Annotated in this window: 25 protein-coding genes; 17 read left to right on the top strand and 8 right to left on the bottom strand. The window is 67.0% G+C overall.

Annotation, left to right across the window (positions count from 1 at the left end; genetic code table 11):
- Nucleotides 1–21: 21 nt before the first annotated feature.
- Nucleotides 22–915 carry a LysR family transcriptional regulator gene (locus TO66_RS21140; RefSeq protein WP_044464098.1) on the bottom strand — a complete coding sequence of 298 codons (894 nt, stop codon included), beginning with the start codon at nucleotides 913–915 and terminating at the stop codon, nucleotides 22–24.
- A 125-nt stretch (nucleotides 916–1,040) separates the two neighbouring features.
- On the opposite strand from TO66_RS21140, the gene TO66_RS21135 reads away from it, so the two are divergent.
- The 12 genes from TO66_RS21135 (at nucleotide 1,041) to TO66_RS21080 (ending at nucleotide 13,328) form a co-directional block, all read left to right on the top strand.
- Entirely contained in the window at nucleotides 1,041–2,168 is a 1,128-nt protein-coding gene (locus tag TO66_RS21135) for a muconate cycloisomerase family protein (protein ID WP_177330444.1), read from the top strand.
- 31 nt (nucleotides 2,169–2,199) lie between these two features.
- On the top strand, nucleotides 2,200–2,490 hold the full coding sequence (catC, locus tag TO66_RS21130; RefSeq protein WP_009044734.1) for a muconolactone Delta-isomerase: 291 nt from the start codon (nucleotides 2,200–2,202) through the stop codon (nucleotides 2,488–2,490).
- Nucleotides 2,491–2,541: 51 nt separating this feature from the next.
- Nucleotides 2,542–3,471, top strand: coding sequence for a catechol 1,2-dioxygenase (gene catA / locus TO66_RS21125; RefSeq protein WP_044464096.1), 930 nt, complete (start codon nucleotides 2,542–2,544; stop codon nucleotides 3,469–3,471).
- A gap of 155 nt (nucleotides 3,472–3,626) precedes the next feature.
- On the top strand, nucleotides 3,627–4,583 hold the full coding sequence (locus TO66_RS21120) for an AraC family transcriptional regulator (RefSeq protein WP_044464095.1): 957 nt from the start codon (nucleotides 3,627–3,629) through the stop codon (nucleotides 4,581–4,583).
- Between the two features lie 450 nt (nucleotides 4,584–5,033).
- Nucleotides 5,034–6,395 (top strand): benzoate 1,2-dioxygenase large subunit, encoded by a 1,362-nt coding sequence (benA, locus tag TO66_RS21115; protein ID WP_044464094.1) that lies wholly within the window; start codon nucleotides 5,034–5,036, stop codon nucleotides 6,393–6,395.
- The gene (gene benB, locus TO66_RS21110; protein ID WP_044464093.1) at nucleotides 6,395–6,883 is read left to right on the top strand and encodes a benzoate 1,2-dioxygenase small subunit; all 489 of its coding nucleotides are present in this window, start codon (nucleotides 6,395–6,397) and stop codon (nucleotides 6,881–6,883) included. Before benA ends, benB begins: the two co-directional genes overlap by 1 nt.
- Before the next feature lie 10 nt (nucleotides 6,884–6,893).
- Nucleotides 6,894–7,907 carry a benzoate 1,2-dioxygenase electron transfer component BenC gene (gene benC, locus TO66_RS21105; RefSeq protein ID WP_044464092.1) on the top strand — a complete coding sequence of 338 codons (1,014 nt, stop codon included), beginning with the start codon at nucleotides 6,894–6,896 and terminating at the stop codon, nucleotides 7,905–7,907.
- A gap of 159 nt (nucleotides 7,908–8,066) precedes the next feature.
- Nucleotides 8,067–8,834, top strand: a complete 768-nt coding sequence (locus TO66_RS21100) for a 1,6-dihydroxycyclohexa-2,4-diene-1-carboxylate dehydrogenase (protein ID WP_044464091.1) — start codon at nucleotides 8,067–8,069, stop codon at nucleotides 8,832–8,834.
- A gap of 167 nt (nucleotides 8,835–9,001) precedes the next feature.
- Complete coding sequence (locus tag TO66_RS21095) at nucleotides 9,002–10,339, top strand: aromatic acid/H+ symport family MFS transporter (protein ID WP_044464090.1); 1,338 nt, start codon at nucleotides 9,002–9,004, stop codon at nucleotides 10,337–10,339.
- 79 nt (nucleotides 10,340–10,418) lie between these two features.
- Complete coding sequence (locus TO66_RS21090; protein ID WP_044464089.1) at nucleotides 10,419–11,624, top strand: benzoate/H(+) symporter BenE family transporter; 1,206 nt, start codon at nucleotides 10,419–10,421, stop codon at nucleotides 11,622–11,624.
- Nucleotides 11,625–11,773: 149 nt separating this feature from the next.
- On the top strand, nucleotides 11,774–12,835 hold the full coding sequence (locus TO66_RS21085; protein WP_044464088.1) for a hypothetical protein: 1,062 nt from the start codon (nucleotides 11,774–11,776) through the stop codon (nucleotides 12,833–12,835).
- Nucleotides 12,836–12,974: 139 nt separating this feature from the next.
- Nucleotides 12,975–13,328, top strand: a complete 354-nt coding sequence (locus tag TO66_RS21080) for a DUF1428 domain-containing protein (RefSeq protein ID WP_044464087.1) — start codon at nucleotides 12,975–12,977, stop codon at nucleotides 13,326–13,328.
- Nucleotides 13,329–13,424: 96 nt separating this feature from the next.
- Here the strand turns inward: TO66_RS21080 and TO66_RS21075 are convergent, their stop codons facing one another.
- Nucleotides 13,425–13,631 carry a 4-oxalocrotonate tautomerase family protein gene (locus TO66_RS21075; RefSeq protein ID WP_044464086.1) on the bottom strand — a complete coding sequence of 69 codons (207 nt, stop codon included), beginning with the start codon at nucleotides 13,629–13,631 and terminating at the stop codon, nucleotides 13,425–13,427.
- Between the two features lie 66 nt (nucleotides 13,632–13,697).
- Nucleotides 13,698–14,432: an SDR family NAD(P)-dependent oxidoreductase gene (locus TO66_RS21070; protein ID WP_044464085.1), complete on the bottom strand. Its 735-nt coding sequence runs from the start codon at nucleotides 14,430–14,432 to the stop codon at nucleotides 13,698–13,700.
- A gap of 118 nt (nucleotides 14,433–14,550) precedes the next feature.
- Between TO66_RS21070 and TO66_RS21065 the strand changes: the two genes are divergently transcribed.
- Nucleotides 14,551–15,471: a LysR family transcriptional regulator gene (locus TO66_RS21065; protein WP_044464084.1), complete on the top strand. Its 921-nt coding sequence runs from the start codon at nucleotides 14,551–14,553 to the stop codon at nucleotides 15,469–15,471.
- A gap of 188 nt (nucleotides 15,472–15,659) precedes the next feature.
- Entirely contained in the window at nucleotides 15,660–16,109 is a 450-nt protein-coding gene (locus tag TO66_RS21060) for a hypothetical protein (RefSeq protein WP_044464083.1), read from the top strand.
- Between the two features lie 153 nt (nucleotides 16,110–16,262).
- Here TO66_RS21060 and TO66_RS21055 read toward each other — a convergent pair whose 3' ends face one another.
- Together TO66_RS21055 and TO66_RS21050 are read right to left on the bottom strand one after the other, a co-directional pair.
- Nucleotides 16,263–17,309: a class I SAM-dependent methyltransferase gene (locus tag TO66_RS21055; RefSeq protein WP_044464082.1), complete on the bottom strand. Its 1,047-nt coding sequence runs from the start codon at nucleotides 17,307–17,309 to the stop codon at nucleotides 16,263–16,265.
- Nucleotides 17,310–17,628: 319 nt separating this feature from the next.
- A complete protein-coding gene (locus tag TO66_RS21050; RefSeq protein WP_044464081.1) occupies nucleotides 17,629–18,480 on the bottom strand; it encodes a CAP domain-containing protein in 852 nt (283 codons plus the stop codon).
- A 199-nt stretch (nucleotides 18,481–18,679) separates the two neighbouring features.
- On the opposite strand from TO66_RS21050, the gene TO66_RS21045 reads away from it, so the two are divergent.
- Entirely contained in the window at nucleotides 18,680–19,366 is a 687-nt protein-coding gene (locus tag TO66_RS21045) for a GNAT family N-acetyltransferase (RefSeq protein ID WP_044464080.1), read from the top strand.
- A 34-nt stretch (nucleotides 19,367–19,400) separates the two neighbouring features.
- On the opposite strand, the gene TO66_RS21040 is transcribed toward TO66_RS21045, so the two are convergent.
- Nucleotides 19,401–20,261 carry a type 1 glutamine amidotransferase domain-containing protein gene (locus TO66_RS21040; protein WP_044464079.1) on the bottom strand — a complete coding sequence of 287 codons (861 nt, stop codon included), beginning with the start codon at nucleotides 20,259–20,261 and terminating at the stop codon, nucleotides 19,401–19,403.
- 121 nt (nucleotides 20,262–20,382) lie between these two features.
- Between TO66_RS21040 and TO66_RS21035 the strand changes: the two genes are divergently transcribed.
- Nucleotides 20,383–21,288 carry a LysR family transcriptional regulator gene (locus TO66_RS21035; protein ID WP_044464078.1) on the top strand — a complete coding sequence of 302 codons (906 nt, stop codon included), beginning with the start codon at nucleotides 20,383–20,385 and terminating at the stop codon, nucleotides 21,286–21,288.
- 9 nt (nucleotides 21,289–21,297) lie between these two features.
- Here the strand turns inward: TO66_RS21035 and TO66_RS21030 are convergent, their stop codons facing one another.
- Both TO66_RS21030 and TO66_RS21025 read right to left on the bottom strand, forming a co-directional pair.
- Nucleotides 21,298–22,137 (bottom strand): oxidoreductase, encoded by an 840-nt coding sequence (locus TO66_RS21030; RefSeq protein WP_044464077.1) that lies wholly within the window; start codon nucleotides 22,135–22,137, stop codon nucleotides 21,298–21,300.
- A gap of 156 nt (nucleotides 22,138–22,293) precedes the next feature.
- On the bottom strand, nucleotides 22,294–23,304 hold the full coding sequence (locus TO66_RS21025) for an AraC family transcriptional regulator (RefSeq protein ID WP_044464076.1): 1,011 nt from the start codon (nucleotides 23,302–23,304) through the stop codon (nucleotides 22,294–22,296).
- Nucleotides 23,305–23,533: 229 nt separating this feature from the next.
- On the opposite strand from TO66_RS21025, the gene TO66_RS21020 reads away from it, so the two are divergent.
- Entirely contained in the window at nucleotides 23,534–25,660 is a 2,127-nt protein-coding gene (locus TO66_RS21020) for a TonB-dependent siderophore receptor (RefSeq protein ID WP_044464075.1), read from the top strand.
- Nucleotides 25,661–25,798 lie beyond the last annotated feature (138 nt).

Below are 25,798 nucleotides of genomic sequence, written 5' to 3'. Positions count from 1 at the left end.
ACCAGCGTTCGAACACCGGACTCAAGCGTCGGGAAACTCCGCACGCAACTGGTCGATCATGCGCAGGCAGTGGCTGAGCCCGGCGGACACATCGCCGACCCGGCGGCTGACGATGATCGGCGAGGTGGCGTTGGCTTCCAGCAGGGGGCTGAAGCCGATGTCGTCGCGGTGCAGCAATTGCACCGAGGCCGGCACCAGGGTGATGCCGATGCCGGCGCCGACCAGGCCGATGGCGGTCTGCAATTCGTTGGTCCACTGCACGATGCGGATGTCCAGGCCATGGGTATTGAACAGCGCGATCACGTGGTCGGCGTAGCTCGGGCGCGGGTTGCCGGGGTAGAGCACAAAGGGTTCGTCGGCCAGTTGCGCCAGGCTCAGCGGCTGGCCGATCAGCGGATGGCCGGCGGGCAGGGCGGCCACCAGGCGGTCCTCGGTCTGCACCTTTTGCACGATGGCCGGGTCGTCGATGCGGATGCGCCCGAAGCCGATGTCGATGCGCCCGGCCTTGAGCGCTTCCACCTGTTGCAGGGTGGTCATTTCCGACAGGCCCAGTTCCAGGGCCAGGGTCTCGTGGCTGCGCAGGCGGCGGATCAGTTCCGGCAGCAGGCCGTACAGGGTCGAGGGGGCGAAGCCGATGCCGAGCCAGGTCTTCTCGCCGTGGCCGATGCGCCGGGTGTTGTCGCAAACCTTGGCCAGTTGCTCCAGCAACACGCTGGAATGCTCATAGAAAAACCGCCCGGCCTCGGTCAGGCGTAACGGCCGGCCGCGTTCCAGCAGCAACACCCCGAGTTCGTCTTCCAGTTGCTGGATCTGCCGGCTCAGGGGCGGCTGGGCGATGTGCAGGCGTTCGGCGGCCTTGGTGAAGTTGAGGGTCTGGCCCAGCACCTGGAAGTAACGCAGATGACGCAGCTCCATAAGGCCTCCACAGGCAATCAATGAATACCTTTAAGGTATCGAACCAGACCAATTCTATATTGGAACCCCGGAAAAAGCCGTATGAGAATCGGGCCCATAACGTCAAGAACCTGATGGGTATGGAAATGCTTGCAAGTGCCATTGAATCGATCGAAACGATCATCGTCGACCTGCCGACCATCCGCCCGCACAAGCTGGCGATGCACACCATGCAGAACCAGACCCTGGTGCTGATCCGCCTGCGCTGCGTCGACGGCATCGAAGGCCTGGGCGAGGCCACCACCATCGGCGGCCTGGCCTATGGCAATGAAAGCCCGGACAGCATCAAGACCAATATCGACCGCTTCTTCACGCCGCTGCTGCTCGGCCAGGACGGCGCCAATATCAACGCCGCCATGCAGCGCCTGGAGCGCAGCATCCGCGGCAATACCTTCGCCAAATCCGGTATCGAAAGCGCCTTGCTCGACGCCCAGGGCAAGCGCCTGGGGCTGCCGGTCAGCGAGCTGCTCGGCGGCCGGGTGCGCGACGCCTTGCCGGTGGCCTGGACCCTGGCCAGCGGCGACACCGCCAAGGACATCGCCGAAGCCGAGCGGATGCTCGACCTGCGCCGCCACCGCATCTTCAAGCTGAAGATCGGCGCCGGCGAGGTGGACCGCGACCTGGCCCACGTGATCGCGATCAAGAAGGCCCTGGGCGACCGCGCCAGCGTGCGGGTCGACGTCAACCAGGCCTGGGACGAAGCGGTGGCGCTGCGCGCCTGCCGGGTGCTGGGCGGCAACGGCATCGACCTGATCGAACAGCCGATCTCGCGCCACAACCGCGCCGGCATGGTGCGCCTGAACGCCGTCAGCCCGGCGCCGATCATGGCCGACGAATCCATCGAGTGCGTGGAAGACGCCTTCAACCTGGCCCGCGAAGGTGCGGCCTCGGTGTTCGCCCTGAAGATCGCCAAGAACGGCGGCCCGCGCGCGGTATTGCGCACCGCGGCGATCGCCGAGGCGGCGGGTATCGGCCTGTACGGCGGCACCATGCTCGAAGGCGGCATCGGCACCCTGGCCTCGGCCCATGCCTTCCTGACCCTGGGCACCCTGAGCTGGGACACCGAGCTGTTCGGCCCGCTGCTGCTGACCGAGGACATCCTCGCCGAGCCGCCGCAGTACCACGATTTCCAGCTGCATGTACCCCGCGCGCCGGGCCTTGGCCTGAGCCTGGACGAGGAGCGCCTGGCGTTCTTCCGCCGCGACAAAGCCTGAACTGTCATTCATCCCGCATGAGGAGAGCACCATGCTGTTCCACGTCAAAATGACCGTGAACCTGCCGGTCGACATGAACCCCGAGCGCGCCGCCCAGCTCAAGGCCGACGAAAAGGCCCTGGCCCAGCGCCTGCAGGAGCAGGGCAAGTGGCGCCACCTGTGGCGCATCGCCGGGCTGTATGCCAACTACAGCGTGTTCGACGTCGACAGCGTGCAGGAACTGCACGACCTGCTGATGCAATTGCCGCTGTACCCCTACATGGCCATCGAAGTGAACGCGCTGTGCAGGCATCCTTCGTCTATTCATGCGGATGACCGCTGAGTCCCTGGCAGCCCGCTCCATCCCCTAATAAATACAAGATGAGGAATAACCATGAACGTCCGAATTTCCCACACTGCCAGCGTCCAGAAATTTCTCGAGGAGGCCAGCGGCCAGTTCAACGACCAGGGCAACCCGCGGACCAAGGCGTTGATCTACCGCATCCTGCGTGACGCGGTGAACATCATTGAAGACCTCGACGTGACCCCGGAAGAATTCTGGAAGGCGGTCAACTACCTCAACGTGCTCGGCGCGCGCCAGGAAGCCGGGCTGCTGGTGGCCGGCCTGGGCCTGGAGCACTACCTGGACCTGCTGATGGACGCCGCCGACGAACAGGCCGGCAAGACCGGCGGCACCCCGCGCACCATCGAAGGCCCGCTGTACGTGGCCGGCGCGCCGCTGAGCCAGGGCGAGGCGCGCCTCGACGACGGCCGCGACCCGGGCGTGGTGCTGTTCATGCAGGGCCAGGTGCGCGACACCGCCGGGCAGCCGCTGGCCGGCGCCATCGTCGACGTCTGGCATGCCAATACCGGCGGCACCTATTCCTACTTCGATACCGCGCAATCGGAGTTCAACCTGCGCCGGCGTATCGTCACCGATGCCGAAGGCCGCTACCGGTTCCGCAGCATCGTGCCGTCGGGCTACGGCTGCCCGCCGGACGGTCCGACCCAGCAGTTGCTCGACCAACTCGGCCGCCATGGCCAGCGTCCGGCGCATATCCACTTCTTCATTTCGGCCGACGACCACCGTCACCTGACCACCCAGATCAACCTCGACGGCGATCAGTACCTGCACGACGATTTCGCCTACGCCACCCGCGACGAGCTGATCGCCAGGATCACCTTCAGCGAGGACCCGCAGCGTGCGGCGCAGTACGGCGTCAGCGGGCGGTTCGCCGAGATCGAGTTCGACTTCACCCTGCAGCCCTCCGCCCAGCCCGAGGAGCAGCAGCGTCACGAGCGGGTGCGCGCCCTGGAAGCCTGACCGGCGGCGTCCGCGCGGCGCGGGCCACGGGATAACCTGCCGGTTGTCCCGTGGCTTTCGCCGTTGTGGCGACGGTTCACCTTGTGCCTGATGTGCCGGCGGTGACGAACACTCACCGCCCGATCCCAATAATAAGAACCGGGAGTGACCCGCTTATGGAAACGCATCTGTTGAGTGAGCGCAGCCGGGTATTCGCCCAGGCCGATCCCTACGCCGTGTCCGGCTACGTCAACCAGCACGTGGGCAGCCACTGCATTCGCCTGCCCAAGGCCGGCAGTCCCCAGGCCAGCCTCAACCACCGGCAGTTCGCCAGCCTCGACCTGTGTTCGATCAGCTACGGCGGCAGCGTGCGCGTCACCTCGCCGGCGCTGGAAACCATCTACCACCTGCAAGTGCTGCTGCGCGGCCACTGCCTGTGGCGCGGCCATCGCCAGGAGCATTACTTCGCCCCGGGCGAGCTGCTGCTGATCAACCCCGACGATCCGGTGGACCTGACCTATTCCGACGACTGCGAGAAATTCATCATCAAGATGCCCACCCACCTGCTGGAGTCGGTGTGCCAGGAGCAGCGCTGGCTGTATCCGGGGCAGGGTGTGCGCTTCCTGGAAAACCGCTACCAGCTCGATGAGCTGGAGGGCTTCGTCCAGCTCTTGAGCATGGTCTGCCGCGAGGCCGAGGCCGCCGAGCGCATGCCGCGGGTGCAGGAGCATTACGCGCAGATCGTGGTGAGCAAGCTGCTCAGCCTGATGAAGACCAACGTGCGGCGCGCCGGGCTGGGCTCGTCGGCGGCGACCTTCGAGGCGATCGCCGACTACATCGAGCGCAACCTCAAGCAGGACATCGGCTGCGAACAGCTGGCGCAGCAGGCGCAGATGAGCCTGCGTTCGCTGTATGCGCTGTTCGAGCGCAACGCGCGGACCACGCCCAGGCACTACATCCGGCAGAAGAAACTGGAGCGGGTCAACGCCTGCCTCAGCGACCCGAGCTGCAACGTGCGCAACGTCACCGAGCTGGCCATGGATTTCGGTTTCCTGCACCTGGGGCGCTTCTCGGAAAACTACCGCAAACAGTTCGGCGAACTGCCGTCCGACACCTTGCGGCGCCGGCATTGATCCTGCCCATGCTTCTGTAGGAACTGTAGGAACTGTAGGAACTGTAGGAACTGTAGGAACTGTAGGAGCCAGGCTTGCCGGCGATGGCGAGCGACGCGCAGGTGACTGACCCGACGCCATCGCGAGCAAGCTTCGCTCCTACGCAAGCAACCCGGCCCGAACCGCCTCCACCCTCCCTGTAGCCGCTGCCGAGCGCCAGCGAGGCTGCGATCGGCTGCGTAGCAGCCGTAATGAGGCCAACGCGGTTATCCAGACCTAACGCATGCTCAGGTTTTGCGCCTGCTGCGCAGTCGATCGCAGCCTCGCCTGCGGCTCGGCAGCGGCTACAGGGTTACAGGGCTACAGAGCCCTTGCAGAAAACGGATAGAGGTCTGCACGCACTGGATATTGCCGCGACAACCCCCGTCCTAGCATGACCTTGCCTGAACAAAAACAATGGAGGCGGCGGCCATGACCCTGCGACCCGAATACCTTCACTCCCTGCTTGAAGAAGACCGTGACCGGGGCGTCTACCGCTGCAAGCGGGAGATGTTCACCGATCCCCGGTTGTTCGACCTGGAGATGCAACACATCTTCGAGGGCAACTGGCTGTACCTCGCCCACGAGAGCCAGATCCCCAACCCCAACGATTACTACACCACCACCATGGGCCGACAGTCGATTTTCATCGCGCGCAACAAGGACGGCCAGCTCAACGCCTTCCTCAACGCCTGCAGCCACCGCGGCGCGATGCTCTGCCGGCACAAGACCGGCAACAAATCGAGCTACACCTGCCCGTTCCACGGCTGGACCTTCAACAACTCCGGCAAGCTGCTCAAAGTCAAGGACCCGGCCGCCGCGGGTTATCCGGCGAGCTTCAACTGCGAAGGCTCCCACGACCTGACCAAGGTCGCGCGCTTCGAGTCCTACCGCGGCTTCCTGTTCGGCAGCCTCAACCCCGACGTGCTGCCGCTGGTGGAGCACCTGGGCGAGTCGGCGAAGATCATCGACATGATCGTCGACCAGTCCGCCGACGGCCTGGAAGTGCTGCGCGGTTCCTCCAGCTACATCTACGAAGGCAACTGGAAGCTCACCGCGGAAAACGGCGCCGACGGCTACCACGTCAGCTCCGTGCACTGGAACTACGCGGCCACCCAGAACCAGCGTAAGCAGCGCGAGGCCGGCGAAGATATCCGCACCATGAGCGCCGGCGGCTGGGCGAAAAGCGGCGGCGGTTTCTACTCCTTCGACAAGGGCCACATGCTGCTCTGGACCCGCTGGGCCAACCCCGAGGACCGTCCGCTCTACGAGCGCCGCGACGAGCTGGCCCGGGACTTCGGCCAGGCCCGCGCCGACTGGATGATCGAGAACTCGCGCAACCTGTGCCTGTACCCCAACGTCTACCTGATGGACCAGTTCAGCTCGCAGATCCGCATCGCCCGGCCGATCTCGGTGGACCGTACCGAGATCACCATCTACTGCATCGCGCCCAAGGGCGAGAGCGCCGAAGCCCGGGCCATGCGCATTCGCCAGTACGAAGACTTCTTCAACGTCAGCGGCATGGCCACCCCGGACGACCTGGAGGAATTCCGTTCCTGCCAGATGGGCTACCAGGGCAGCGGTAGCGCCTGGAACGACATGTCCCGCGGCGCCGAGCACTGGGTCGAAGGCGCGGACGAGGCGGCCAGGGAAATCGACCTGCAACCGCTGCTCAGCGGCGTGCGCACCGAAGACGAAGGCCTGTTCGTGATGCAGCACAAGTACTGGCAGCAAACCCTGCTCAAGGCCGTGGCCGTCGAAGCCGCGCGCAGCATTCCCGTGGAGGCCGTGTGATGAACGTTGGTTATGACACCGTGCGCGACTTCCTCTACCGCGAAGCGCGCTACCTGGACGATAAGGACTGGGACAGCTGGCTGGAGCTCTACGCCCCCGACGCGACCTTCTGGATGCCCTCCTGGGACGACCACGACACCCTGACCGAAGACCCGCAGCGGGAGATCTCGCTGATCTGGTACGGCAGCCGCAGCGGCCTGGAAGACCGGGTGTTCCGGATCAAGACCGAGCGCTCCAGCGCGAGCATTCCCGACACCCGCACCTCGCACAACCTGAGCAATATCGAGCTGCTGGAGCAGGCCGACGGCCTGTGCAAGGTGCGCTTCAACTGGCACACCCTGAGCTTTCGCTACAAGACCGTCGACAGCTACTTCGGCACCAGTTTCTACACCCTGGATGTACGGGGCGAGAACCCGCTGATCCTGGCCAAGAAAGTCATCCTGAAGAACGACTACGTTCGTCAGGTCGTCGATGTCTACCACCTCTGAGGCGACTGCCATGACTCATCACATCGCACTCAATTTCGAAGACGGGGTGACCCGCTTCGTCGCCGCCAACCCCGGGGAAACCGTGGCCGACGCGGCTTACCGCCAGGGCATCAACATCCCCCTGGACTGCCGCGACGGCGCCTGCGGCACCTGCAAGTGTTTCGCCGAAGCCGGGCGCTACGACCTTGGCGAGGACTACATCGACGACGCGCTGACCGCGGACGAGGCCGGGCAGGGCTTTGTCCTGACCTGCCAGATGCGCGCCCTGAGCGACTGCGTGGTGCGGGTGCCGGCCTCGTCCGAGGTCTGCCGCACCGCCCAGGCCACCTTCGACGCCACCATCAGCGCGGTGCGCCAGCTGTCCGACAGCACCATCGCCTTGTCGATCAAGGGCGAGGCCCTGGGCAAGCTGGCGTTTCTGCCGGGCCAGTACGTCAACCTCGGCGTGCCCGGCAGCGAGCAGACCCGCGCCTATTCCTTCAGCTCGCTGCAACGCGACGGCGAGGTCAGCTTCCTGATCCGCAACGTGCCGGGTGGACTGATGAGCAGCTTCCTTACTGGCCTGGCCAAGGCCGGCGACCCGATGCGCCTGGCCGGGCCCCTGGGCAGCTTTTACCTGCGCGACATCCGCCGGCCGCTGTTGCTGCTGGCTGGCGGCACCGGGCTGGCGCCGTTCACCGCGATGCTGGAGAAGATCGCCGAGCAGGGCAGCGAGCATCCCCTGCACCTGATCTACGGGGTGACGAACGATTTCGACCTGGTGGAAATCGACCGCCTGGAAGCCTTCGCCGCGCGCATCCCCAACTTCAGCTTCAGCGCCTGCGTGGCCAGCCCCGAGAGCTCGCACCCGCTCAAGGGCTACGTGACCCAGCACATCGAGCCCAGGCACCTGAACGACGGCGATGTGGACGTGTACCTGTGCGGCCCGCCGCCGATGGTCGAGGCGGTGAGCCAGTTCATCCGCGACCAGGGCATCGCCCCGGCCAATTTCTACTACGAAAAATTCGCCGCCAGCGCGGCCTGACCCGCCCTGCTTTTCTGTAGGAGCGAGCGGGCGGCGATCCGACTTGCCCGCGATCCAGGCGACGCGGTGGATCAGCCATACCGCGTTATCGTTCATCGCGGGCAAGCCACGCTCCTACAGAAGACGGCGTGGTCAGGCCCATTGATGTGAGGTTTTGAGATGAACAGATTTCAGGAAAAAGTCGCCTTGGTCACCGGGGCGGCGCAGGGCATCGGCCGGCGGGTCGCCGAGCGGCTGGCGGCGGAGGGCGCGCGGCTGGTGCTGGTGGATCGCTCCGAACTGGTGTTCGAGTTGCAGGCCGAACTGGCGCCCCGGCACCTGGCGCTGACCGCCGACCTTGAGCAATACGCCGAATGCAACCGAGTAATGGCCGCCGCCATCGAGCGTTTCGGCCGGATCGACGTGCTGGTCAACAACGTCGGCGGCACCATCTGGGCCAAGCCCTTCGAGCACTACGAAGAGCGGCAGATCGAGGCCGAAGTGCGCCGCTCGCTGTTCCCCACCCTGTGGTGCTGCCACGCCGCGCTGCCGTACATGCTGGAGCAGGGCAGCGGCGCCATCGTCAACGTGTCGTCCATCGCCACCCGCAGTATCAACCGCGTGCCCTATGGCGCGGCCAAGGGTGGGGTGAACGCCCTGACCGCCTGCCTGGCGTTCGAGACCGCCGGGCGCGGGGTGCGGGTCAATGCCACGGCCCCCGGCGGCACCGAGGCGCCGCCCCGGCGGATTCCGCGCAACAGCACCGAGCAGAGCGCCGAGGAAAAGATCTGGTACCAGCAGATCGTCGACCAGACCGTCGACAGCAGCCTGATGAAACGCTACGGCAGCATCGACGAACAGGCCGCGGCGATCCTGTTCCTGGCCTCCGACGAGGCCTCCTATATCACCGGCCTGGTCATGCCGGTAGGCGGTGGCGACCAGGGCTGAAGTCTCAGGCGTCATCGAAAACCGTACCCAACTGTAGGAGCGAGGCTTGCCCGCGATCGGAGCGCCGCGGTGTGTCAGGGCGGACGCCATCGCGGGCAAGCCTCGCTCCTACAAGAGCAAGCAACACCAGCTGCGCACTCTAAAAACAACAACAAGAGTCGGATGCCATGCGAAACATAGACAGCAATCAACTGATCGACGAAGCCCACTTCAATGCCTTCCACTGGCGCGTGCTGTTCTGGTGCGCGCTGATCATCATCTTCGACGGCTACGACCTGGTGATCTACGGCGTGGTGCTGCCGGTGCTGATGCGCGAATGGGGCCTGAGCCCCTTGCAGGCCGGGGCGCTGGGCAGCTATGCGCTGTTCGGCATGATGTTCGGCGCGCTGTTCTTCGGCTCGCTGTCGGACCGTATCGGGCGCAAGAAAGTCATCGCCCTGTGCGTGGTGTTGTTCAGCGGCTTCACCCTGCTCAACGGTTTTGCCGCCACGCCGACCCAGTTCGGCCTCTGCCGCTTTATCGCCGGCCTTGGCATCGGCGGGGTGATGCCCAACGTGGTCGCGCTGATGAACGAATACGCGCCGAAGAAGATCCGCAGCACCCTGGTGGCGATCATGTTCAGCGGCTACTCGGTGGGCGGCATGCTCTCCGCCGGCCTGGGCATCGTGCTGCTGCCGAACTTCGGCTGGCAGTCGGTGTTCTACGTGGCGGCGATCCCGCTGGTGCTGCTGCCGCTGATTCTCAAATACCTCCCCGAATCGGTGGGCTTCCTGCTGCGCCAGGGCCGCGAGGACCAGGCGCGCGAAGTGCTGCAACGCGTCGAACCGGGGTTCGTGCCGCAGCCCGGCGACCGCTTCGTCACGACCGCCCTCAAGCCCGGCGGCGCGCCGCTGGTGCAGCTGTTCCGCGAGGGCCGGGCGCTGAGCACGCTGATGCTCTGGGTCGCCTTCTTCTGCTGCCTGCTGATGGTCTACGCGCTCAACTCCTGGCTGCCCAAGCTGATGGCCAGCGCCGGCTACGGCCTGGGGTCGAGCCTGATGTTCCTGCTGGTGCTGAACTTCGGGGCGATTTTCGGTGCGGTGGGCGGCGGCTGGATCGGCGACCGGTTGCAACTGCAAAAGGTCCTGGTGGCGTTCTTCGTGGTGGCCGCGTTGTCGATCAGCCTGCTCGGCTTCAAGAGTCCGAGCGGCCTGCTGTATGCCCTGATCGCCATCGCCGGGGCGACCACCATCGGCACGCAGATCCTGGCCTATGCCTGCGTGGCCCAGTTCTACCCGATGGCGATCCGCTCCACCGGCCTTGGCTGGGCCTCGGGCGTGGGGCGCAGCGGGGCGATCGTCGGCCCGCTGCTGGGCGGCGCGCTGGTGGCCGGCGAGCTACCGTTGCACTACAACTTCATGGCGTTCGCGATGCCGGGGGCGGTGGCGGCGCTGGCGATGTGCTTCGTCTACCCGCGGCCCGCCAAGGGGCTGTCGGCCGCCCAGGCCGGCGCGCCGTCGCTGTAGCCGCGTCCCGGGTTGGCGCCGCGTGCGTTCTAGCGCCGGCGCCGATGGTCCAGTCATGCTTCAGGGCTTCGGAGCTTGCATGCGTTCGTTGATCGAGGATTTTTCGTTGTCGGCGCTGGTGGCCGGTTTCATCGCCACGCTGATTTCCTATGCCGGGCCGCTGGTGATCATCTTCCAGGCGGCCAAGGCCGCAGGCCTGCCCCAGGAGGCGCTGTCGTCCTGGGTCTGGGCGATTTCCATCGGCAGCGGGGTGCTGGGGATCGTCCTCAGCCTGCGCTACAGGGTGCCGGTGGTGATCGCCTGGTCGGCGCCGGGTTCGGCGCTGCTGGTGGTGCTGTTGCCGGGCATTGGCCTGGATCAGGCGGTGGGCGCCTACCTGGTGGCCAGTGCGCTGATCCTGCTGATCGGCCTGTGCGGGATTTTCGACAGGCTGATCGGCCGGCTGCCGTCGGCGATCTGCGCGGCAATGCTGGCGGGCATCCTGTTCAGTTTCGGCACCGGGCTGTTCCGCTCGATCCAGGATCGGCCGCTGCTGGTGGGGGCGATGTTCGCCACCTACCTGCTGGCCAAGCGCCTGGCGCCGCGCTACGCGGTACTGGCGGTGTTGCTGGTGGGCTGCGCGCTGTCCCTGGGCGCGGGGGATATCGACCGCTCGGCGCTGGTGATCGGCCTGGCCACGCCGCGCTGGATCAGCCCGGCGTTCAGCTGGAGCGGCGTGCTCAACGTCGCGCTGCCGCTGGTGGTGGTGGCCCTGACCGGGCAGTTCGTGACCGGCATCGCCGTGCTGCGCAACGACGGCTACACCACGCCGGCCAGCCCGATCATCGCCAGCAGCGGCCTGGCCAGCCTGTTGCTGGCGCCGTTCGGTTGCCACGGCCTGAACCTGGCGGCGATCACTGCGGCCATCTGCACCGGCCGCGAAGCCCACGAAGACCCGGGCAGGCGTTATGTGGCGGGGGTCATGGGCGGGGTGTTCTACCTGCTGCTGGGGATGTTCGGCGCGACCCTGGTCTCGTTGTTCAGCGCCTTTCCCCGGGCACTGATCGCCGCCCTGGCGGGGCTGGCGCTGTTCGCCGCGATCGGTGGCGCCCTGAGCAGCGCCATGGCCGTGCCGCGGGATCGCGAGGCGGCGTTGATCACCTTCCTGGTGACGGCCTCGGGCATGTCGTTGTTCGGCCTGTCGGCGGCTTTCTGGGGGCTGGTGTTCGGCCTGGCGGCCCATGGCGTGCTGAGCTGGCGCCGGCCAGCGGCGCGGGTCGCGGTTGCGCCACGGGCGCGCGATTGAGGTGAAAACCTTGCCCGGTTGAGCAGCGTTACGGCGGGCCAGTGGTTGGCGCCCGGGTCCTATACTCCACCCTGGCATGGTCGCGCCGGTTCAAGCCTGCCCGGTGACGGGCGGGCGGCCGCGGTCGAGGCTGTGCGAGGGCTGCCATCGTGTACCTGCGTGGGCTGGTCGTGACGATGCTGGTGCTGCTGGCCGGGTGCGCCGCGTCCCAGCGTGCCCGCGAGGCGGTGGCGCCGGCGCCGGTATCGGCCAGCACCTGGCGCCAGGTCGACCGCGACATCGTCCAGGCCTCGCAACAGGCGGTGCTGCAGGTCAAGGTCTTCGCCCGCGGCTCCATGGAGCACTGGCGGCTGCGGGTCTATGCGGTCACCGACGAGACCTTCATTCCCTGGTTCAGCAGCTACTGGACCCAGGAATGGATGGCCATGAAAGTCAGCTGGTACAGCCTCAGCGCCCACGACGAGCAGGACGCCCCGGCGGCGCGGCTGTCGGCCTACCTGCAGCAGGAATACCAGGAACAGGTGCTGGCGCCGGTGGCGGTGGAGATCGACCCGGATGCGATTCTCGGCCAGGCCACCGAGTTTTACCTCGAGCTGCTGGATAAGTCGTTGCAGGCCATCGCCCAGCGTTATCGCCTGCCGGCCGCGCAGCTGGACCAACGGCTCAACGCCATCCCGGCGATCCGCCTGGGGCCGCCGCCGGCCCGCGATGCCTCGTTGTACCAGGTGCTGCACGCCAAGCCGCTGATCACGCTGCCGGCCTATTCGGCGCTGTACCAGCAGATCCACAGCGCACCCGCGGGCACGGGCGAGATGTCGTCCCAGGCGGGAATCGTCTCGGTGGCCCGCCAGACCAGCGAAAAGCTCGAAGCGCAGATGGCCGGCCGCGGCATTGCCGGGGCCGCGTCGGCGGTGGCGGGCAAGATCGCCGGCGCGGTGATTTCCCTGGGCACCGCCGGTTTCCGGGCGATCGCCCATGAGAGCGACCGGGCCGGGATCGAGGCGCAGATGCGCCAGAGCCTGGGCCAGGCGTTCGACCGGGCCTGGCTCAGGCTGATGAACAACACCGGCAACGGGGTGATGGCCGGGACCTATTACCTGGCGGGGCAGATCGAGGGCGAGCTGGGCAAGCGCGCGGCCCAAGAGCTTCCCGCCGCACCCGGCCCGGGATCGCCGCCCGCTCCGGGCCAATACTGGACGCCTCCGCGCTAGACCGCCACTGGTCGGTTTGCGCCGCCGACTGTCGATTGCCCGGCCTGCCGAACGACCAGTTCACAGATCGACCCGCCGCGACGGCGGTCGAATCTTTCGTTCCCCACCCGCAGCGTGCCTGGCACGCAGGAGCAAGATCATGTCGTATGTCGATGGTTGTGTACTGGCGGTGCCCACCGCCAACCGGGACGCGTTCAAGCAGCATGCCGAGGTCGCCGCGGCCGTGTTCAAGGAGTTCGGCGCCCTGAGCGTGGTCGATTGCTGGGGCGACGACGTGCCCGACGGCAAGCTGACGTCGTTCCCCATGGCGGTCAAGCTCAAGGCGGACGAGACGGTGGTGTTCACGTGGATCATCTGGCCGTCCCGGGAAATCCGCGACACGGGCATGCAGAAAGCCATGGAAGACCCGCGGCTCAAGCCCGATGTCTGCCCGATGCCGTTCGATGGCCAGCGCATGATTTACGGCGGCTTCAAGATGCTGGTGAATGCCTGAGCGGAGGGCCGGGCGTCATCGCGGGCAAGCCTCGCTCCTACGGGGAGCGAGCTTGCTGGCGATGCGGGGGCCGGGAGGTTCCGGGCCGATGCGGGTTTATTCCGCCGTTCGCTGGCGGTATTCGGTGGTGGTCATGCCGGCGTAGCCCCAGTTATCGGTGTCGACTTCCTCGATGACGATATGGGTCAGTTCCGGGGCCTTGTTCAGCACCCGTTGCAGGGTGTCGGTGATCTCGCGGATCACCTGGGCTTTCTGTTCACGGGTCGCGCCGTCACGGGTGATGCGCACATTGACGAAAGGCATGTTCGTACTCCTGGAGACAAGGTGGGGCTTGCAAGGGGCGGAAGGCGGCTGCGCCTCCCGCCGGGTTTACCATTTGCCGCTGCTCATGCCGCCGTCCACGGGCAGCACCGCACCGGTAGTGAAGTCGGCGCCGGCCAGATAGAGCACGGCGTCGGCGATGTCCTCGATGCGCCCGACCCGCCCGGCCGGTTGCAGGCCGTCCAGGAAGGCGCGGTGCGCCGGGTCGTGCATCGGCGTGTCGATGATCCCGGGCGCCACGGCATTGACCTGGATATTGAACGGCGACAGTTCCAGGGCCAGGGCGCGGGTCATCTGGTTGATCCCGCCCTTGATCAGCACCGGCAAGGCCGCCGGCACCGCCAGGTTCGGTTGCAGCGCGACGCTGGCGCTGATGTTGATGATGTGGCCCTGGCGCCGTTCGATCATGTGCCGCGCGACGGCCTGGGAAGCGTAGACCACGCCCTTGAGGTTGGTCTGCAGCAGGCTTTCCAGCTCCGCGGCGCTGTAGTCGACGAAGGGCTTGGGCAGGAAGAAACCGGCGTTGTTGACCAGCACGTCGACCTGGCCGAAGCGGGCGAGGGCCTGCTCAATTAGCCGTGGGGCAGTGGCGGGGTCGGCGATGTCGCCGGCGACGCCGACAAAGCGCTCGCCGTGGCCCAGGCTGGCGGCGGCCTCGGCCAGGCGCTCCGCCGAGCGGGCATTGCCGACCACGTTGTAGCCGCGGGCCAGGAAAGCCCGGGCCAGGCCGAGGCCGATGCCGCTGGAGGCACCGGTGACGATGACGGTTCGAGTACTGCTCATGACGATGATCCTGTGCGAGGGAACGGGAGGTTTCAGCGCTGTTGGGCAGGACTATATTTGTGCGTGGAATGCTGATAAATAGCGCCAATCGCATTTCACTTGATACACGGTGTAATCAATGAGTCGGCAATTCGACGATGTGCTGCTGGGCAGCATCGAGCTGTTCTGCCTGGCGGCGGAAGTCGGCAGTTTTACCGGCGCGGCGCTGGCGGCCGGGGTCACGCCGGCCGCAGTCAGCCGCTCGGTGTCGCGCCTGGAGGAACGGCTCGGCGTGCGCCTGTTCGTGCGCACCACCCGCAGCATCCGCCTGACCGATGGCGGGCGTGACTATCACCAGCAGTGCCGGAGCGCGCTGAACCAGATGCTCGAGGCCGAGCGCCAGTTGACGGGACAGCAACTGGAGCCCTCCGGCACCTTGCGCATCAGCCTGCCGACGACCTACGGTCATTTGCGGGTCCTGCCGCTGCTGCCGGAGTTTCGCCGGCGCTACCCGCAGGTGCGGGTGGAGGTCAACCTGAGCAACCGCAATATCGACTTCGTCGAAGGCGGCTATGACCTGGCGATCCGGGTCCGCGCGCAGCCGGATTCCGGGCTGGTCGCGCGCCTGCTGGAAGACGCCGCACTGGTGGTGTTCGCCGCCCCCGACTACCTGGCGCGGGCCGGCACGCCGCAGGATCTCGACGACCTGGCGCGGCACGAGTGCATCCAGTTCGAGTTGCCCAGCAGCGGCCGGCGGATCCCCTGGCTGTTCAACGGTCCCGACGGCCCCTGCGAAGTGCTGGCCGAGAGTGCCTATGTGTGTTCCGAGGATCTGTTCGGCGGCGTGACCCTGGCCAAGCATGGGGCCGGCCTGTTCCAGACTTACCGTTTCATGGGCGAGCGCGAACTGGCCGAAGGCTCCCTGGTGGAGGTGCTTAAGCCTTACGCCGGGCGCTCCCGGCCTTTCAGCCTGCTGTATCCCCACGGCCGGCATGTGCCGTTGCGCCTGCGGGCCTTCATCGATTTCCTGTTGGAAAAACGCCAAGGCTGGTCGAGCTGAAGCGCACGCCTGGGCGCAAGAGGGCCCCCGCGCGGGGATGTGCAGCCCGCCGGGGATTGGGTAGTATGGCGGCCGGGCTTCCTGGGCGCCCACCTCGCGAAAGCGCAAGCACCTTTCATTCCCGCAAGCACAAGGCTTGCATACCCCTCCTGGCCAGTAGCGAGCAGGCCGATTCTCCTGGAGTTGGTATGCCTATCAAGAAATCCATCCGTCGTTCACCCGTCAGTTCCGCCGCCAGCCTGGTGCTGCGCGAAGCCAGGCGCCTGCACCGCAGCGCCACTTGCGCCACCCTGGCCAGCGCCTTGCCGATCCTGCGGCGCCTGCTGGCGAGCGACAGCCTGCCGGGCCTGTCGTTGCCCGAGCTGTATCGGCAGCGGGACCAGGTGCAACGCAAGCACCTGCTGCGCACGCTGGCCCGCGAGGCCGGGTTCGCCAGTTGGGAAGCCTATCGCCAGGCCCTGGACGAACTGGCGCCCGAGCAGTTGCAGCACTTCGAGCTGGTCTACCGACAGGCGGGGCACCTCAACTGCTGGTTCTCGTCGCTGGACGAAGCCCGCGCCTACGTCGCCAGCCATGGCGGACGGCTGTTGCCCGTTGGGCAGCAGGCGGTGGTCCTGGTGGATCTGCCGGCGGTATGAAGCAAGCGCGGCGCCCGGGATTTCCCGGGCGCCGTGTTTCTGCATCAATCATCCCCCACCTGTAGGAGCGAGGCTTGCCCGCGATGGCGTCGCCCCTGACACACCGCGTCGTCGCCCATCGCCGGCAAGCCTGGCTCCTACAGGGCTGCGTTTCTATTTGCGGGCCTCGAGAATCAGGTTGAACGGGGTCTGCGCCGCCCGGCGGAACTGGCTGAAGCCGGCTTCGCGGAACACCTCGCGCAAGCGTGCCTCGCCGGCCTGGGCGCCGAGCCCCAGGCCGACTTCCTGGGACAGCGAGTTGGGCGTGCAGATAAAGGTCGAGGCGGCATAGAACAGCCGGCCCACCGGGTTGAGGTTCTGGTCCAGGTGATCGTTGGCGAAGGGCTCCACCAAGAGCACGCTGCCGTCGTCCTTCAGTGCCTGGAAGCTATGCCGCGCGGCGCCCACCGGGTCGCCCATGTCGTGCAGGCAGTCGAAGTAGCAGATCAAGTCGTAGCCGTCGCCGGGATAGTTCTTGGCGCTGGCCTGGGCGAACTCGGCCTGGCCGGCGAGGCCGGCGTCCGCGGCGCGTTGCCGGGCGGTGGCCACCGACGGCGCGTGGTAGTCGAAGCCGAAAAACCGCGAGGCGGGAAACGCCTGGGCCATGATCACCGTCGACGCGCCATGCCCGCAGCCGATGTCCGCCACCTTGGCCCCGGCCTGCAATTTGTCCACCACGCCTTCCAGGGCCGGCAGCCACTCGGCCACCAGATGTGCGCGATACCCTGGGCGGAAGAAGCGCTCGGTGCCGCTGAACATGCACGGGTGGTGATCGCCCCAGGCCAGGGCGCCGTCGCCGCGCATTGCGGCCAGCAGTTTGTCCTTGTCGTGGAACAGCGCGGCGACCACCACGGCGCCACCGGCCACGTACACCGGCGAGTCCTCGACGGCCAGGGCCAGGGCCTGCTCTTCCGGCAGGCGGAACTGGCCGTCCCGGTGCTCCATGTAGCCGGAGGCGGCGTGGGCGCTGAGCCATTCGCGCAACAGGCGCGCGTTGCAGCCGGTCCTTGTGGCCAGGGTCTCGGGGCTGACGAACAGGCTGTCGGCCATGGCCCGGTACAGGCCCAGTTCCTCGCCGACAATCATGTTGGCGAGCATCGCCGCGCCGCCCATGTCGGACACCAGCTTGCCCATGAAATCGTTGAGCTTGGCTTCATCCATGGCCTTGTCCTCCGCTGTGAAGGTCGCTGCCGCAAATGGCCCGGCAGTGGCCGGATGAATGTACAGGGCCAGCACCGGGAGGCCAGGCCCCGGCAAGGCCGCACGAATGGGCCTGCCGGGCAGGCCGCTGACGATGCACGGGCGCCTGCGGTAGAGGCGCGGTGCCTGGACCTGCCGGGCGGGTAAGGGGGGTGGCCATCGGTGCGGCGCCGGGGAACCGTGCTGGCTCGGGGGCGCTCGCGGGTGTGGCCCTGGCAGGTAGGGTTGAGTCTAGTTCGGCGGCGCGGGGGCCGCCGGGGCGGCCGATAAGGGGCTGGGCTCAGGGCGTGCCGAACATCGCGGTCCAGTAGATGCCGGCATCGCTTTTCGGGTCGACCGCATAGGCCGCGCCCAGCTCGCGATACTGCGGGTTCATCAGGTTGGCGCAGTGCCCGGGGCTGGCCAGCCAGCCGTCGACCACCTTGCGCACGCTGTCCTGGCCGGCGGCGATGTTCTCGCCGATCTGCTGGCCGGCGTATCCGGCCAGCTCGGCGCGGTCGCCCGGGGTGCGGCCGTCACGGTCCTTGTGATCGAAGAAGTTGTGGTTGGCCATGTCGCGAGTATGGGCCAGGGCCGCCTCCGCCAGGGTGGCGTTCCAGGCCAGCGGCGTGGTCGCGGCGTAGGCCTGGGCGCCGCACTGGCGGGCTTGGGCGCGGGCGCTGTTGAGGCTTTCCAGGAGTTTCTGGCCTTCGGCCTGCCAGTCGCCGAGGCGCGCGGTCAACAGCGGCCGGGCGAGGACGATGCGCCAGTCCTGGCCCGTGCGGCTGACGCCGATGTCGACGAACTGCGGGTCCAGCACCACCTGGCAGAAACTCTCCTGCACCGCCTGCATCGCCGCCTGCGCATCGCGCGGGCCGGAGAGGCTGATGGCCTGCACGTTGACCATCGGGTAGGCGCTGCTGGCCAGGGCCTGTTGCAGGTTGCCGATGCTGTTGGCGGGCAGCACCAGGCGCGGGTCGGCGGCCAGCGGCGGCAGTTCCTGCGACACCTGGCCGGCGCAGCGCTGGACCTGGCTGCGGTAGCTGTTGATCGAGGCCACCAGTTGCGTTTCGTCGCTCGCCGCGGCGGCGCTGGCGAAGGCCATGGCCAGTGACAGTGCGGCCAGCGGCAGAATGGAGGATGTGCGGCGCATGTAGCTCTCCCTTGGGCGAATGGCGCCCATGATGCGTGATTTCGCCCCGCCTGGCGCAAGGGTTTTTTCTGCGGGCGGGCCCCTCGACCGATGTGGCGGGACGCGCGCTATCGCGAGCAGGCTCGCTCCTGCGGGGACTGCGTTATCATGCGCGGCCAGCCGTCACCGGCGAGCCTCAATTCTCGGAGCCCAGCGCGCAATGCCCATCCTCAGCCACTTCCAGACCCCGTGCCCGGAGGCCGTCAACAGCCAGATCCTGCAGATGGTGGTCGACTACCTGAGCGATATCAGCGCGGTGGCGCTGCCGCCGAGCAACCTGCTGTACAACATCTACCAGTACGCCGTCGGCTACGAAGTGCACCTGTACCTGGAGGCGCTGAACGGTGCCAAGGGCATCGCCGTGGAGCTGCTGGTGGCCTTCGACGAGGACGACCCGGAGCAGGTGCTGGGCTTTGTGCTCTACCTGCCGGTCAAGGACGATGCCCAGGCCTGTGGCGTGGCCTATATGGCGGTGCGCGCCAGCCACCGCCGCCGCGGGATCGCCCGGGCGCTGCTGGCGCAGGTGCGCGAGCGTTACCCGCAGGTGGAACTGGCATGCGCGGCGGGCAAGGTGCCCTGGTTCGAGGCCTTGGGTTTCCAGGTGCTGGGCGTGCGCGGCCCGCAGGTACTGATGAGCACCTGCGAGCAGCCCAGCGACGGCCTGATGGGCCTGCTGGACGTGGCAGCGGTCTATCGCTCGCTGGAAGTGCGGCAGATCCATAGCTACCTGCTGCAAAAGCATGGCAAGCGGGCGATGCTCGATGCCGAGAAGCAGCGCGACCGCCATCTGGACCAACTGACCCGCCACGCCCGGGCCCTGGTCGACGAACGCCTGAGGCTGCACTGAGCGCTGCCCCGGGCGGCGGGCATGGCGAGGTTCTTTATGCGCCGTTACCGGCGCGTTCCTGCAAGCGTTCCAGCAACACCTTGGCCACGCCCTGGGCCGAGCCGGGGTTCTGCCCGGTCACCAGTTCCCGGTCGATCACCACGTTTTCGCTCCAGGGCGAGCGGTTGCTGCGGTACAGGCCGCCGGCCTGTTCCAGGGCGGTTTGCGGATAGAAGCGCATGCTGCCGCCGCCCAGCAGACCCTTGGCCAATTCCTCTTCCTGATTGCTGATCACCGTGAACCGGTAGCCGGCGTAGATCCAGCCCGGGGCGCTGGCCTTGCCGCCGCTGGCCAGTTGCCGAGTGAAGTCCTGCGCCTGGGGCAGGGTCGACAGCAAGGCAATGGGCCCGTGGCAGACCAGGGCGGTGGTCTTGGCGTTCTGGTGGAAGTTGCTCAGCAGCCGGCCCAGCTCCGGGCTGTGCAGCAGGTCCTGCATCGGCGCGTGGCCGCCGGGTACGTACAGGGCATCGAAATGCGCGTAGCCGATCTGCTCGACCCGCGCCAGGCTGATCACCGGCGACTCGCCGGGGACGGTGATTTTCAATTGATCGAGCAGTGCCTGGTGCGCCTGCAAGGCCGCGACATCGTTGTTGAAGTACAGCTTGTCGCTGGAAGAGCGGTCCAGGGTCGGCGCCTTGCCCTGCGGGGTGGCGAAGGTCACCGAATGGCCGGCGTCGAGCAACTGCTTGACCGGCTGCATCAGTTCGTTGAGGTAGAAGCCGGTGGAAAACACCCGGCCGTCCTTGAGGTCCAGGTGATCGGAGTCCGAAAGCACCACCAGAACATTTGCGGCCTGGGCGTTGAAGGTGGCGGCGGTGAGGGTCAGGGCTAGGGCGAAGGGGCTGAGGGCGCGCATGTGGGGTTCCAGGGTAGGAGGTCGGGAAGCCGGCGGTGGCCGACGAGGCGCCCACTGTATTCATGCCTTTGGGGGCGATAAACTCGCGCCGCTGGAAATCACTTGTTCGCTGGGGGTCAAGATGAGTCGCCGGTTCGATTATCTGGCGGATGTCGAAGTGTTCGTCAGCGTGGTGGAAAAGGGTTCGTTGAGCGCTGGCGCGGTGGCCTTGGGCACCACCGCGTCGGTGGTCAGCCGAGCGATTTCCCGGCTGGAAGCGCGCCTGGGCGTGCAGTTGCTGCGCCGTACCACCCGCCGCCTGAGCCTGACCGAGGCCGGGCTGCTGTACCTGGAGCAATCGCGCACGGCGTTCGAGCTGATCGATAGCGCGGAGCGCCGCATCCAGGGCCAGGAGGGCGAACTGAACGGGCGGGTGCGCCTGAGCGTGCCCACCACCTACGGGCACTACCGCCTGCCGCCGCTGCTCGCCAGCTTCGGCCGGCAGTATCCGCAGGTGCGCATCGAACTGAGCATCAGCAACCGCAATGTCGACCTGGTGGCCGAAGGCTACGACCTGGCGATCCGCCTCGGGCCACTGCCCGACAGCGGCCTGGTCGGGCGCAAGCTGGAGGACGCGCCGCTGTGCCTGGTGGCGGCCCCCGATTACCTGCAACGCGCCGGCACGCCCCGCTGCCTGGAGGACCTGGCGGCCCATGCCTGCCTGCCGTTCGTCATGCCCAGCAGCGGCCGGGTCGGGTCCTGGCTGTTGCGCGAGCAGGGGCGGGATCTGGAGTGGACACCTCGGGCCACTGTCCAGGTCGCCGACGATGTGCTGGGCATCGTGTCCCTCGCCGAGCACGGCATGGGCATCTGCCAGACCTACGAATTTATCGTCCGCGAACGGATTGCCAGCGGCCGCCTGGTGGCGCTGCTGCCGGAGGCAGGCGGCCGTTCGCGAGCGTTTTCGCTGATCTACCCGCCGCACCGCCAGCTGTCGGCGGCGGCGCGGGCCCTGATCGAGCACTTGACCCAGGGCGTGGCGCGGTGAAAGACCGGCTCAGCGGGGCTGGCGGGAGATCCCGGTGGCCAGGCGCATGAGGCGGTCGAAGCCGCGGTCCGACAACAGCCGGCGCAGCAACAGCAGCGGCCTGGCCGCGAAGCCGACGGCATAGCGGGTCTTGGGGCGCCGGGCCGTTACTGCCTTGGCGATGGTGTCGGCAATCAGTTGTGGCGGGGAATACCACTTGCGGCTGCTCTCATCGACCATGGTCTGGACGATGGCCCGGGCCTGGTGGGCATAGGGCCCGCTGATGGAGGTGGCGAGCAGCTTTTCGGCGGCAATACCGGCCCATTCGGTCTTGATGCCGCCCGGCTCGATCACCACAACATCGATGCCGAAAGGCTGGACCTCCAGGCGCAGGCAATCGCTGATGGCCTCCAGGGCGAACTTGGTGCCGTGGTACCAGGCGCCCAGCGGCGTGTATATCTTGCCGCCCATCGAGGTGACATTGACGATGGTTCCCGAGCGCTGCGCGCGCATCTGCGGCAGCACCAACTGGATCAGCCGCGTGGCGCCGAACACATTGACCTCGAACTGGGCCCGGGCTTCCGCGCTCGGCACATCCTCCACCGCGCCGTAGGAGCCGTAGCCGGCGTTGTTGACTAGCACATCGAGGCGCCCCGAACGCTCGAGAATGTCCTGCACGCAGGCCTGCATCGAGGCCTCGTCGGTCACGTCCAGGGGCAGTACCTGGATGCCGGCGGCGAGCAGGTGGCGCATGCGCTCGGTCCGGCGGGCGGCGGCATACACCGTATAGCCGAGTTTTTTCAGGGTGAGGGCCGTGGCTTCGCCAATGCCGGAGGAGGCGCCTGTGACCAGGGCAACTTTGCAACTCATGGTGGTCGATCCTTTGCTCGAGAAGTGATCGGCGGGCCGTGGCGGCCGCCGTCTGCAGGGCGACTTTAGGGGGATGAGCGCGCCAGCACCCTGGCGATGGGCGCCATTGCGCTTGCAAACGGCGCCAGGGCGAGCGATGGGCTGCCGGCGCCAGCTTCAGTTCAGGCGTTGGGCGTGACGCAGGCGCTCGGGAGTCTGGCCGGTCCAGTCGAGGAAGGCGCGGTAGAACGAGTTGGGGTCTTCGAAGCCCAGCAGAAAGGCGATTTCGCCGCCGGACAGCGCAGTGTTTTCCAGGTAGTGGCGGGCCAGGCTTTCCCGGGTGCCGTTGACCAGCGCGCGAAAGGGCGCGCCTTCTTCCTCCAGGCGCCGTTGCAGCGTGCGCTTGCTCATGCCCAGGCGGGCGGCGACGCCCTCGATGCTGGCGGCATTGCTCGGCAGCAATTCCAGCAGCAGCGCGCGGACTCGTTCGGCGGTGGTCGCGGTGGCGTCGAGTTCGCTCAGGCGCCGGCGCAGGTCGGGCTCGAAGACCCGCCACATACCTTCATTGAGGGTCAGGAAGGGGCGCAGCGCATCCGCCGCGGCGAAGCTGACGCTCGGGTTCGGCCCTTGCCGCACGGGCACGCCGAAGAAGTTTTCATAGGGCCGGGCAAGGGCGGCGGCGGGGAGCACCGGCAGCGTCGCGCCGATGGCGTTCACCGGTTCGCGGGTCGCCAGGCGCACCAGCCGGACAAACAGCGCGATCTCCGCGGCCTGCAACGACCCGGGCACGCCGCTTGGCGCTTGCAGCCAGCGGGGCGTCAGGCTCAGGTCGCCATTGCCGGCGACCGCGATCTCCAGGCTCATCGGTGCCACCAACTGTTTGTACTTGGCCAGGCGTTGCACGGCCTGCATCAGGTTGGCACTGCACAGCGCGGCGAAGATCGGCGGGTCGAAGGATTCCGCCGTGATCGATTCGACGATCCGCAGCGCGAACAGCGGGTCGGCGGCTTCGTCCTCCAGGCTCTGCCAGAAGCGCAGATAGTCTGACGTGGCCAGGCTCTGCCCGGGGCGGGACAGCAGGTCTTCCGGCAGGCCGGCACGGCGCAGCACGCGGGCGGGCTGTACGCCCAGGTCCTTGAGGATCAGGCGCCAGCCGGCGTCTAGGGGAAAAGCCTGGTTGCGGGTCATCGAAGGTCTGTCGCCTGGCGGAGAAGGGCGGGGAGTGAATGTGCACGGTCGAGTATAGGGAGTCGGCGGCACCGGCCGGCATTCGGATCGCGCCAGGCTGCCGGCAATCGGCGCCAGGGCGGGCGCAAAAAATTCCCGGCAGGCGCGGCAGCGGGGATTTACTGAGAATCATGCGCTCATTACAATGATAATCATTGTCATTAATATCCCCCTCCCTCGAGTGCCCATCTTGAAGCCATCCTGTGCGCGTGCCCGTCGTAAGACCCTGCTCAAACACCTGTTGCCGCCGTTGTCCTGCTGCCTGGTCGCCAGCCCGTTGTGGGCCCAGGACACAGTGGAATTGCCGGCCACCGACATCCAGGCCGACCGCCTCGGCCAGGACACGGGCTACACCACCTCGCAAGCCAGCACCGCGAGCAAGAGCGACGTGCCGATCAAGGAGGAGGCGCAATCGATCAATGTGGTGACCCCGCAGACCCTGGCCGATTACCAGGTGCATTCGCTGCAGGACGCCATGAAGTTCGTCAGCGGCGTGACCCAGGGCAACACCCTGGGCGGCTCGCGGGACTCGCTGATCAAGCGCGGTTTCGGCACCAACGACGACGGCTCGGTCCTGCGCGACGGCGTGCGCTCCAACCTGGGGCGCAACTTCAGCGCCACCACCGAGCGGGTGGAAGTGCTCAAGGGCCCGGCCTCGATGCTCTACGGCGCGCTGGAGCCCGGCGGCCTGATCAACATCATCAGCAAGCAGCCGCAATACACCCGGAGCACCACGCTCAGCGGCTCGGCCTACAGCGAAGGCGGCGGCAGCATGGCCCTGGACACCACCGGGCCGCTGGGCGATACCGGCCTGGCCTACCGCCTGGTCGCCGAGCGGGGCCATGAAGACTACTGGCGCAACTACGGGGTCAACGAGCACACCCTGGTGGCGCCGTCGCTGACCTGGACCGGCGAGCGCGCCAGCCTGACCCTGAACTACGAATACAACGACTATTCCAGCCCCTTCGACCGCGGCACGGTGTTCACCAACGGCCACCCGGCGGACATCGACTACGACAAGCGCCTGGACGAACGCTGGGCGAAAAGCACCGGCATCCGCGAAGTGGCCAGCGCGCGCTTCGAGTATCAATTGAGCGATGCCTGGAAAACCCGCGTCACCTACGGCTGGAACAACGACCGCTACAGCCTGTCGATCGCCCAGCCCAACAGCCTGACCGGCAATATCCTGCGCCGCGCCGCCAACGGCGCCCACTACGACGACGAAACCCGCTACGCCAGCTGGGACTTCATCGGCCAGCAGGAGCTGTTCGGCCAGCGCCATGACCTGCTGGTGGGCGTCGACAGCGAGCACTCCGACCAGTACCGCGGCAAGACCTACCGCAACACCGCCCAGGGCGGCTTCAACATCACCGACCCGGTCTACGGCAAGCTGGCCGAGCCGAGCCTGGTCAGCGCCACGCAAAGCAACCTGCGCAACCAGCTGACCTCGAGCTCGGTGTACTTCAAGGACAACTGGCACTTGGACGACCAGTGGATCCTGGTCTTCGGCGGCCGCCAGCAGCATTACGACCAGTACAGCGACCAGGGCCTGGGCAGGAGCTACACGGTCAACCGCGACAGCAACGGCGACACCTTCGTGCCGTTCCTCGGCCTGGTGTTCCAGGCCACCGACGGCCTGTCGCTGTACGGCAACTACAGCCGCTCGTTCAAGCCCAACACCGATGTCGACGACACAGGCAAGACCTTCGATCCGGAGGAGGGCCGCAGCTACGAGGTCGGCGCCAAGTACGATCCGCTGCCGGGGCTGAACATCAACCTGGCGCTGTACGACATCGAGAAGAAGAACGTGGTGACCACCACCACGGTCAACGGCGTGAGCCTCTCGGAAGCCGCCGGCAAGGTCGGTTCCCAGGGCGTGGAACTGGACGTCACCGGGCGCATCGCCGAACGCTGGGACCTGATCGGCACCTACGCCTACAACCACACGGAAATCCTCGACGACCCGAGCAACGAAGGCCATCGCCTGGCCAACGCGCCGAAGCACACCGCCAGCCTGTACCTCAGCCATCACCTGAACGTCCCCGCGGAGTTTGGCGCCTGGCATGCCGGCGGCGGGGCGCGTTATGTCGGCGAGCGCGCGGCCAACAACGCCAACGATTTCTGGCTCAGCAGCTACACCGTGGCCGACGCCTTCGTGCGCTGGGAATCGCCGCTGTTCGGCTATAAAACCAGCCTGCAATTCAACGTCGACAACCTGTTCGACAAGCAGTACTACCCGTCGTCCACCGGCAGCCAGTTGCAGGTCAACGTCGGCGAGCCGCGCACGGCGCGGTTGAGTGCCAGCGTGACCTTCTGAGCCCTTGCGGACCGCCGCGCGTCGCCTTGCCGGGCGGCGTGTCGGCGGTCGGCTTCGCGCTGCCACCGTGGTTCCATACTCCATGGCATTCCTGCCAATCTCCCGACTTTGCCCCTCCGTAGCCCGACTCCCCGCCGT

This window comes from Pseudomonas sp. MRSN 12121 (assembly GCF_000931465.1).
GTDB lineage: Bacteria > Pseudomonadota > Gammaproteobacteria > Pseudomonadales > Pseudomonadaceae > Aquipseudomonas.
Note: the sequence above shows the minus strand (reverse complement) of the source record. Positions and strands in the feature narration are given on the sequence as shown.

Bases quoted from the DNA above. Each gene is read 5' to 3' on its own strand.
- TO66_RS21140 (WP_044464098.1), bottom strand. From the start codon at position 915: ATGGAGCTGCGTCATCTGCGTTACTTCCAGGTGCTGGGCCAGACCCTC.
- TO66_RS21135 (WP_177330444.1), top strand. From the start codon at position 1,041: ATGCTTGCAAGTGCCATTGAATCGATCGAAACGATCATCGTCGACCTG.
- catC (WP_009044734.1), top strand. From the start codon at position 2,200: ATGCTGTTCCACGTCAAAATGACCGTGAACCTGCCGGTCGACATGAAC.
- catA (WP_044464096.1), top strand. From the start codon at position 2,542: ATGAACGTCCGAATTTCCCACACTGCCAGCGTCCAGAAATTTCTCGAG.
- TO66_RS21120 (WP_044464095.1), top strand. From the start codon at position 3,627: ATGGAAACGCATCTGTTGAGTGAGCGCAGCCGGGTATTCGCCCAGGCC.
- benA (WP_044464094.1), top strand. From the start codon at position 5,034: ATGACCCTGCGACCCGAATACCTTCACTCCCTGCTTGAAGAAGACCGT.
- benB (WP_044464093.1), top strand. From the start codon at position 6,395: ATGAACGTTGGTTATGACACCGTGCGCGACTTCCTCTACCGCGAAGCG.
- benC (WP_044464092.1), top strand. From the start codon at position 6,894: ATGACTCATCACATCGCACTCAATTTCGAAGACGGGGTGACCCGCTTC.
- TO66_RS21100 (WP_044464091.1), top strand. From the start codon at position 8,067: ATGAACAGATTTCAGGAAAAAGTCGCCTTGGTCACCGGGGCGGCGCAG.
- TO66_RS21095 (WP_044464090.1), top strand. From the start codon at position 9,002: ATGCGAAACATAGACAGCAATCAACTGATCGACGAAGCCCACTTCAAT.
- TO66_RS21090 (WP_044464089.1), top strand. From the start codon at position 10,419: ATGCGTTCGTTGATCGAGGATTTTTCGTTGTCGGCGCTGGTGGCCGGT.
- TO66_RS21080 (WP_044464087.1), top strand. From the start codon at position 12,975: ATGTCGTATGTCGATGGTTGTGTACTGGCGGTGCCCACCGCCAACCGG.
- TO66_RS21075 (WP_044464086.1), bottom strand. From the start codon at position 13,631: ATGCCTTTCGTCAATGTGCGCATCACCCGTGACGGCGCGACCCGTGAA.
- TO66_RS21070 (WP_044464085.1), bottom strand. From the start codon at position 14,432: ATGAGCAGTACTCGAACCGTCATCGTCACCGGTGCCTCCAGCGGCATC.
- TO66_RS21065 (WP_044464084.1), top strand. From the start codon at position 14,551: ATGAGTCGGCAATTCGACGATGTGCTGCTGGGCAGCATCGAGCTGTTC.
- TO66_RS21060 (WP_044464083.1), top strand. From the start codon at position 15,660: ATGCCTATCAAGAAATCCATCCGTCGTTCACCCGTCAGTTCCGCCGCC.
- TO66_RS21055 (WP_044464082.1), bottom strand. From the start codon at position 17,309: ATGGATGAAGCCAAGCTCAACGATTTCATGGGCAAGCTGGTGTCCGAC.
- TO66_RS21050 (WP_044464081.1), bottom strand. From the start codon at position 18,480: ATGCGCCGCACATCCTCCATTCTGCCGCTGGCCGCACTGTCACTGGCC.
- TO66_RS21045 (WP_044464080.1), top strand. From the start codon at position 18,680: ATGCCCATCCTCAGCCACTTCCAGACCCCGTGCCCGGAGGCCGTCAAC.
- TO66_RS21040 (WP_044464079.1), bottom strand. From the start codon at position 20,261: ATGCGCGCCCTCAGCCCCTTCGCCCTAGCCCTGACCCTCACCGCCGCC.
- TO66_RS21035 (WP_044464078.1), top strand. From the start codon at position 20,383: ATGAGTCGCCGGTTCGATTATCTGGCGGATGTCGAAGTGTTCGTCAGC.
- TO66_RS21030 (WP_044464077.1), bottom strand. From the start codon at position 22,137: ATGAGTTGCAAAGTTGCCCTGGTCACAGGCGCCTCCTCCGGCATTGGC.
- TO66_RS21025 (WP_044464076.1), bottom strand. From the start codon at position 23,304: ATGACCCGCAACCAGGCTTTTCCCCTAGACGCCGGCTGGCGCCTGATC.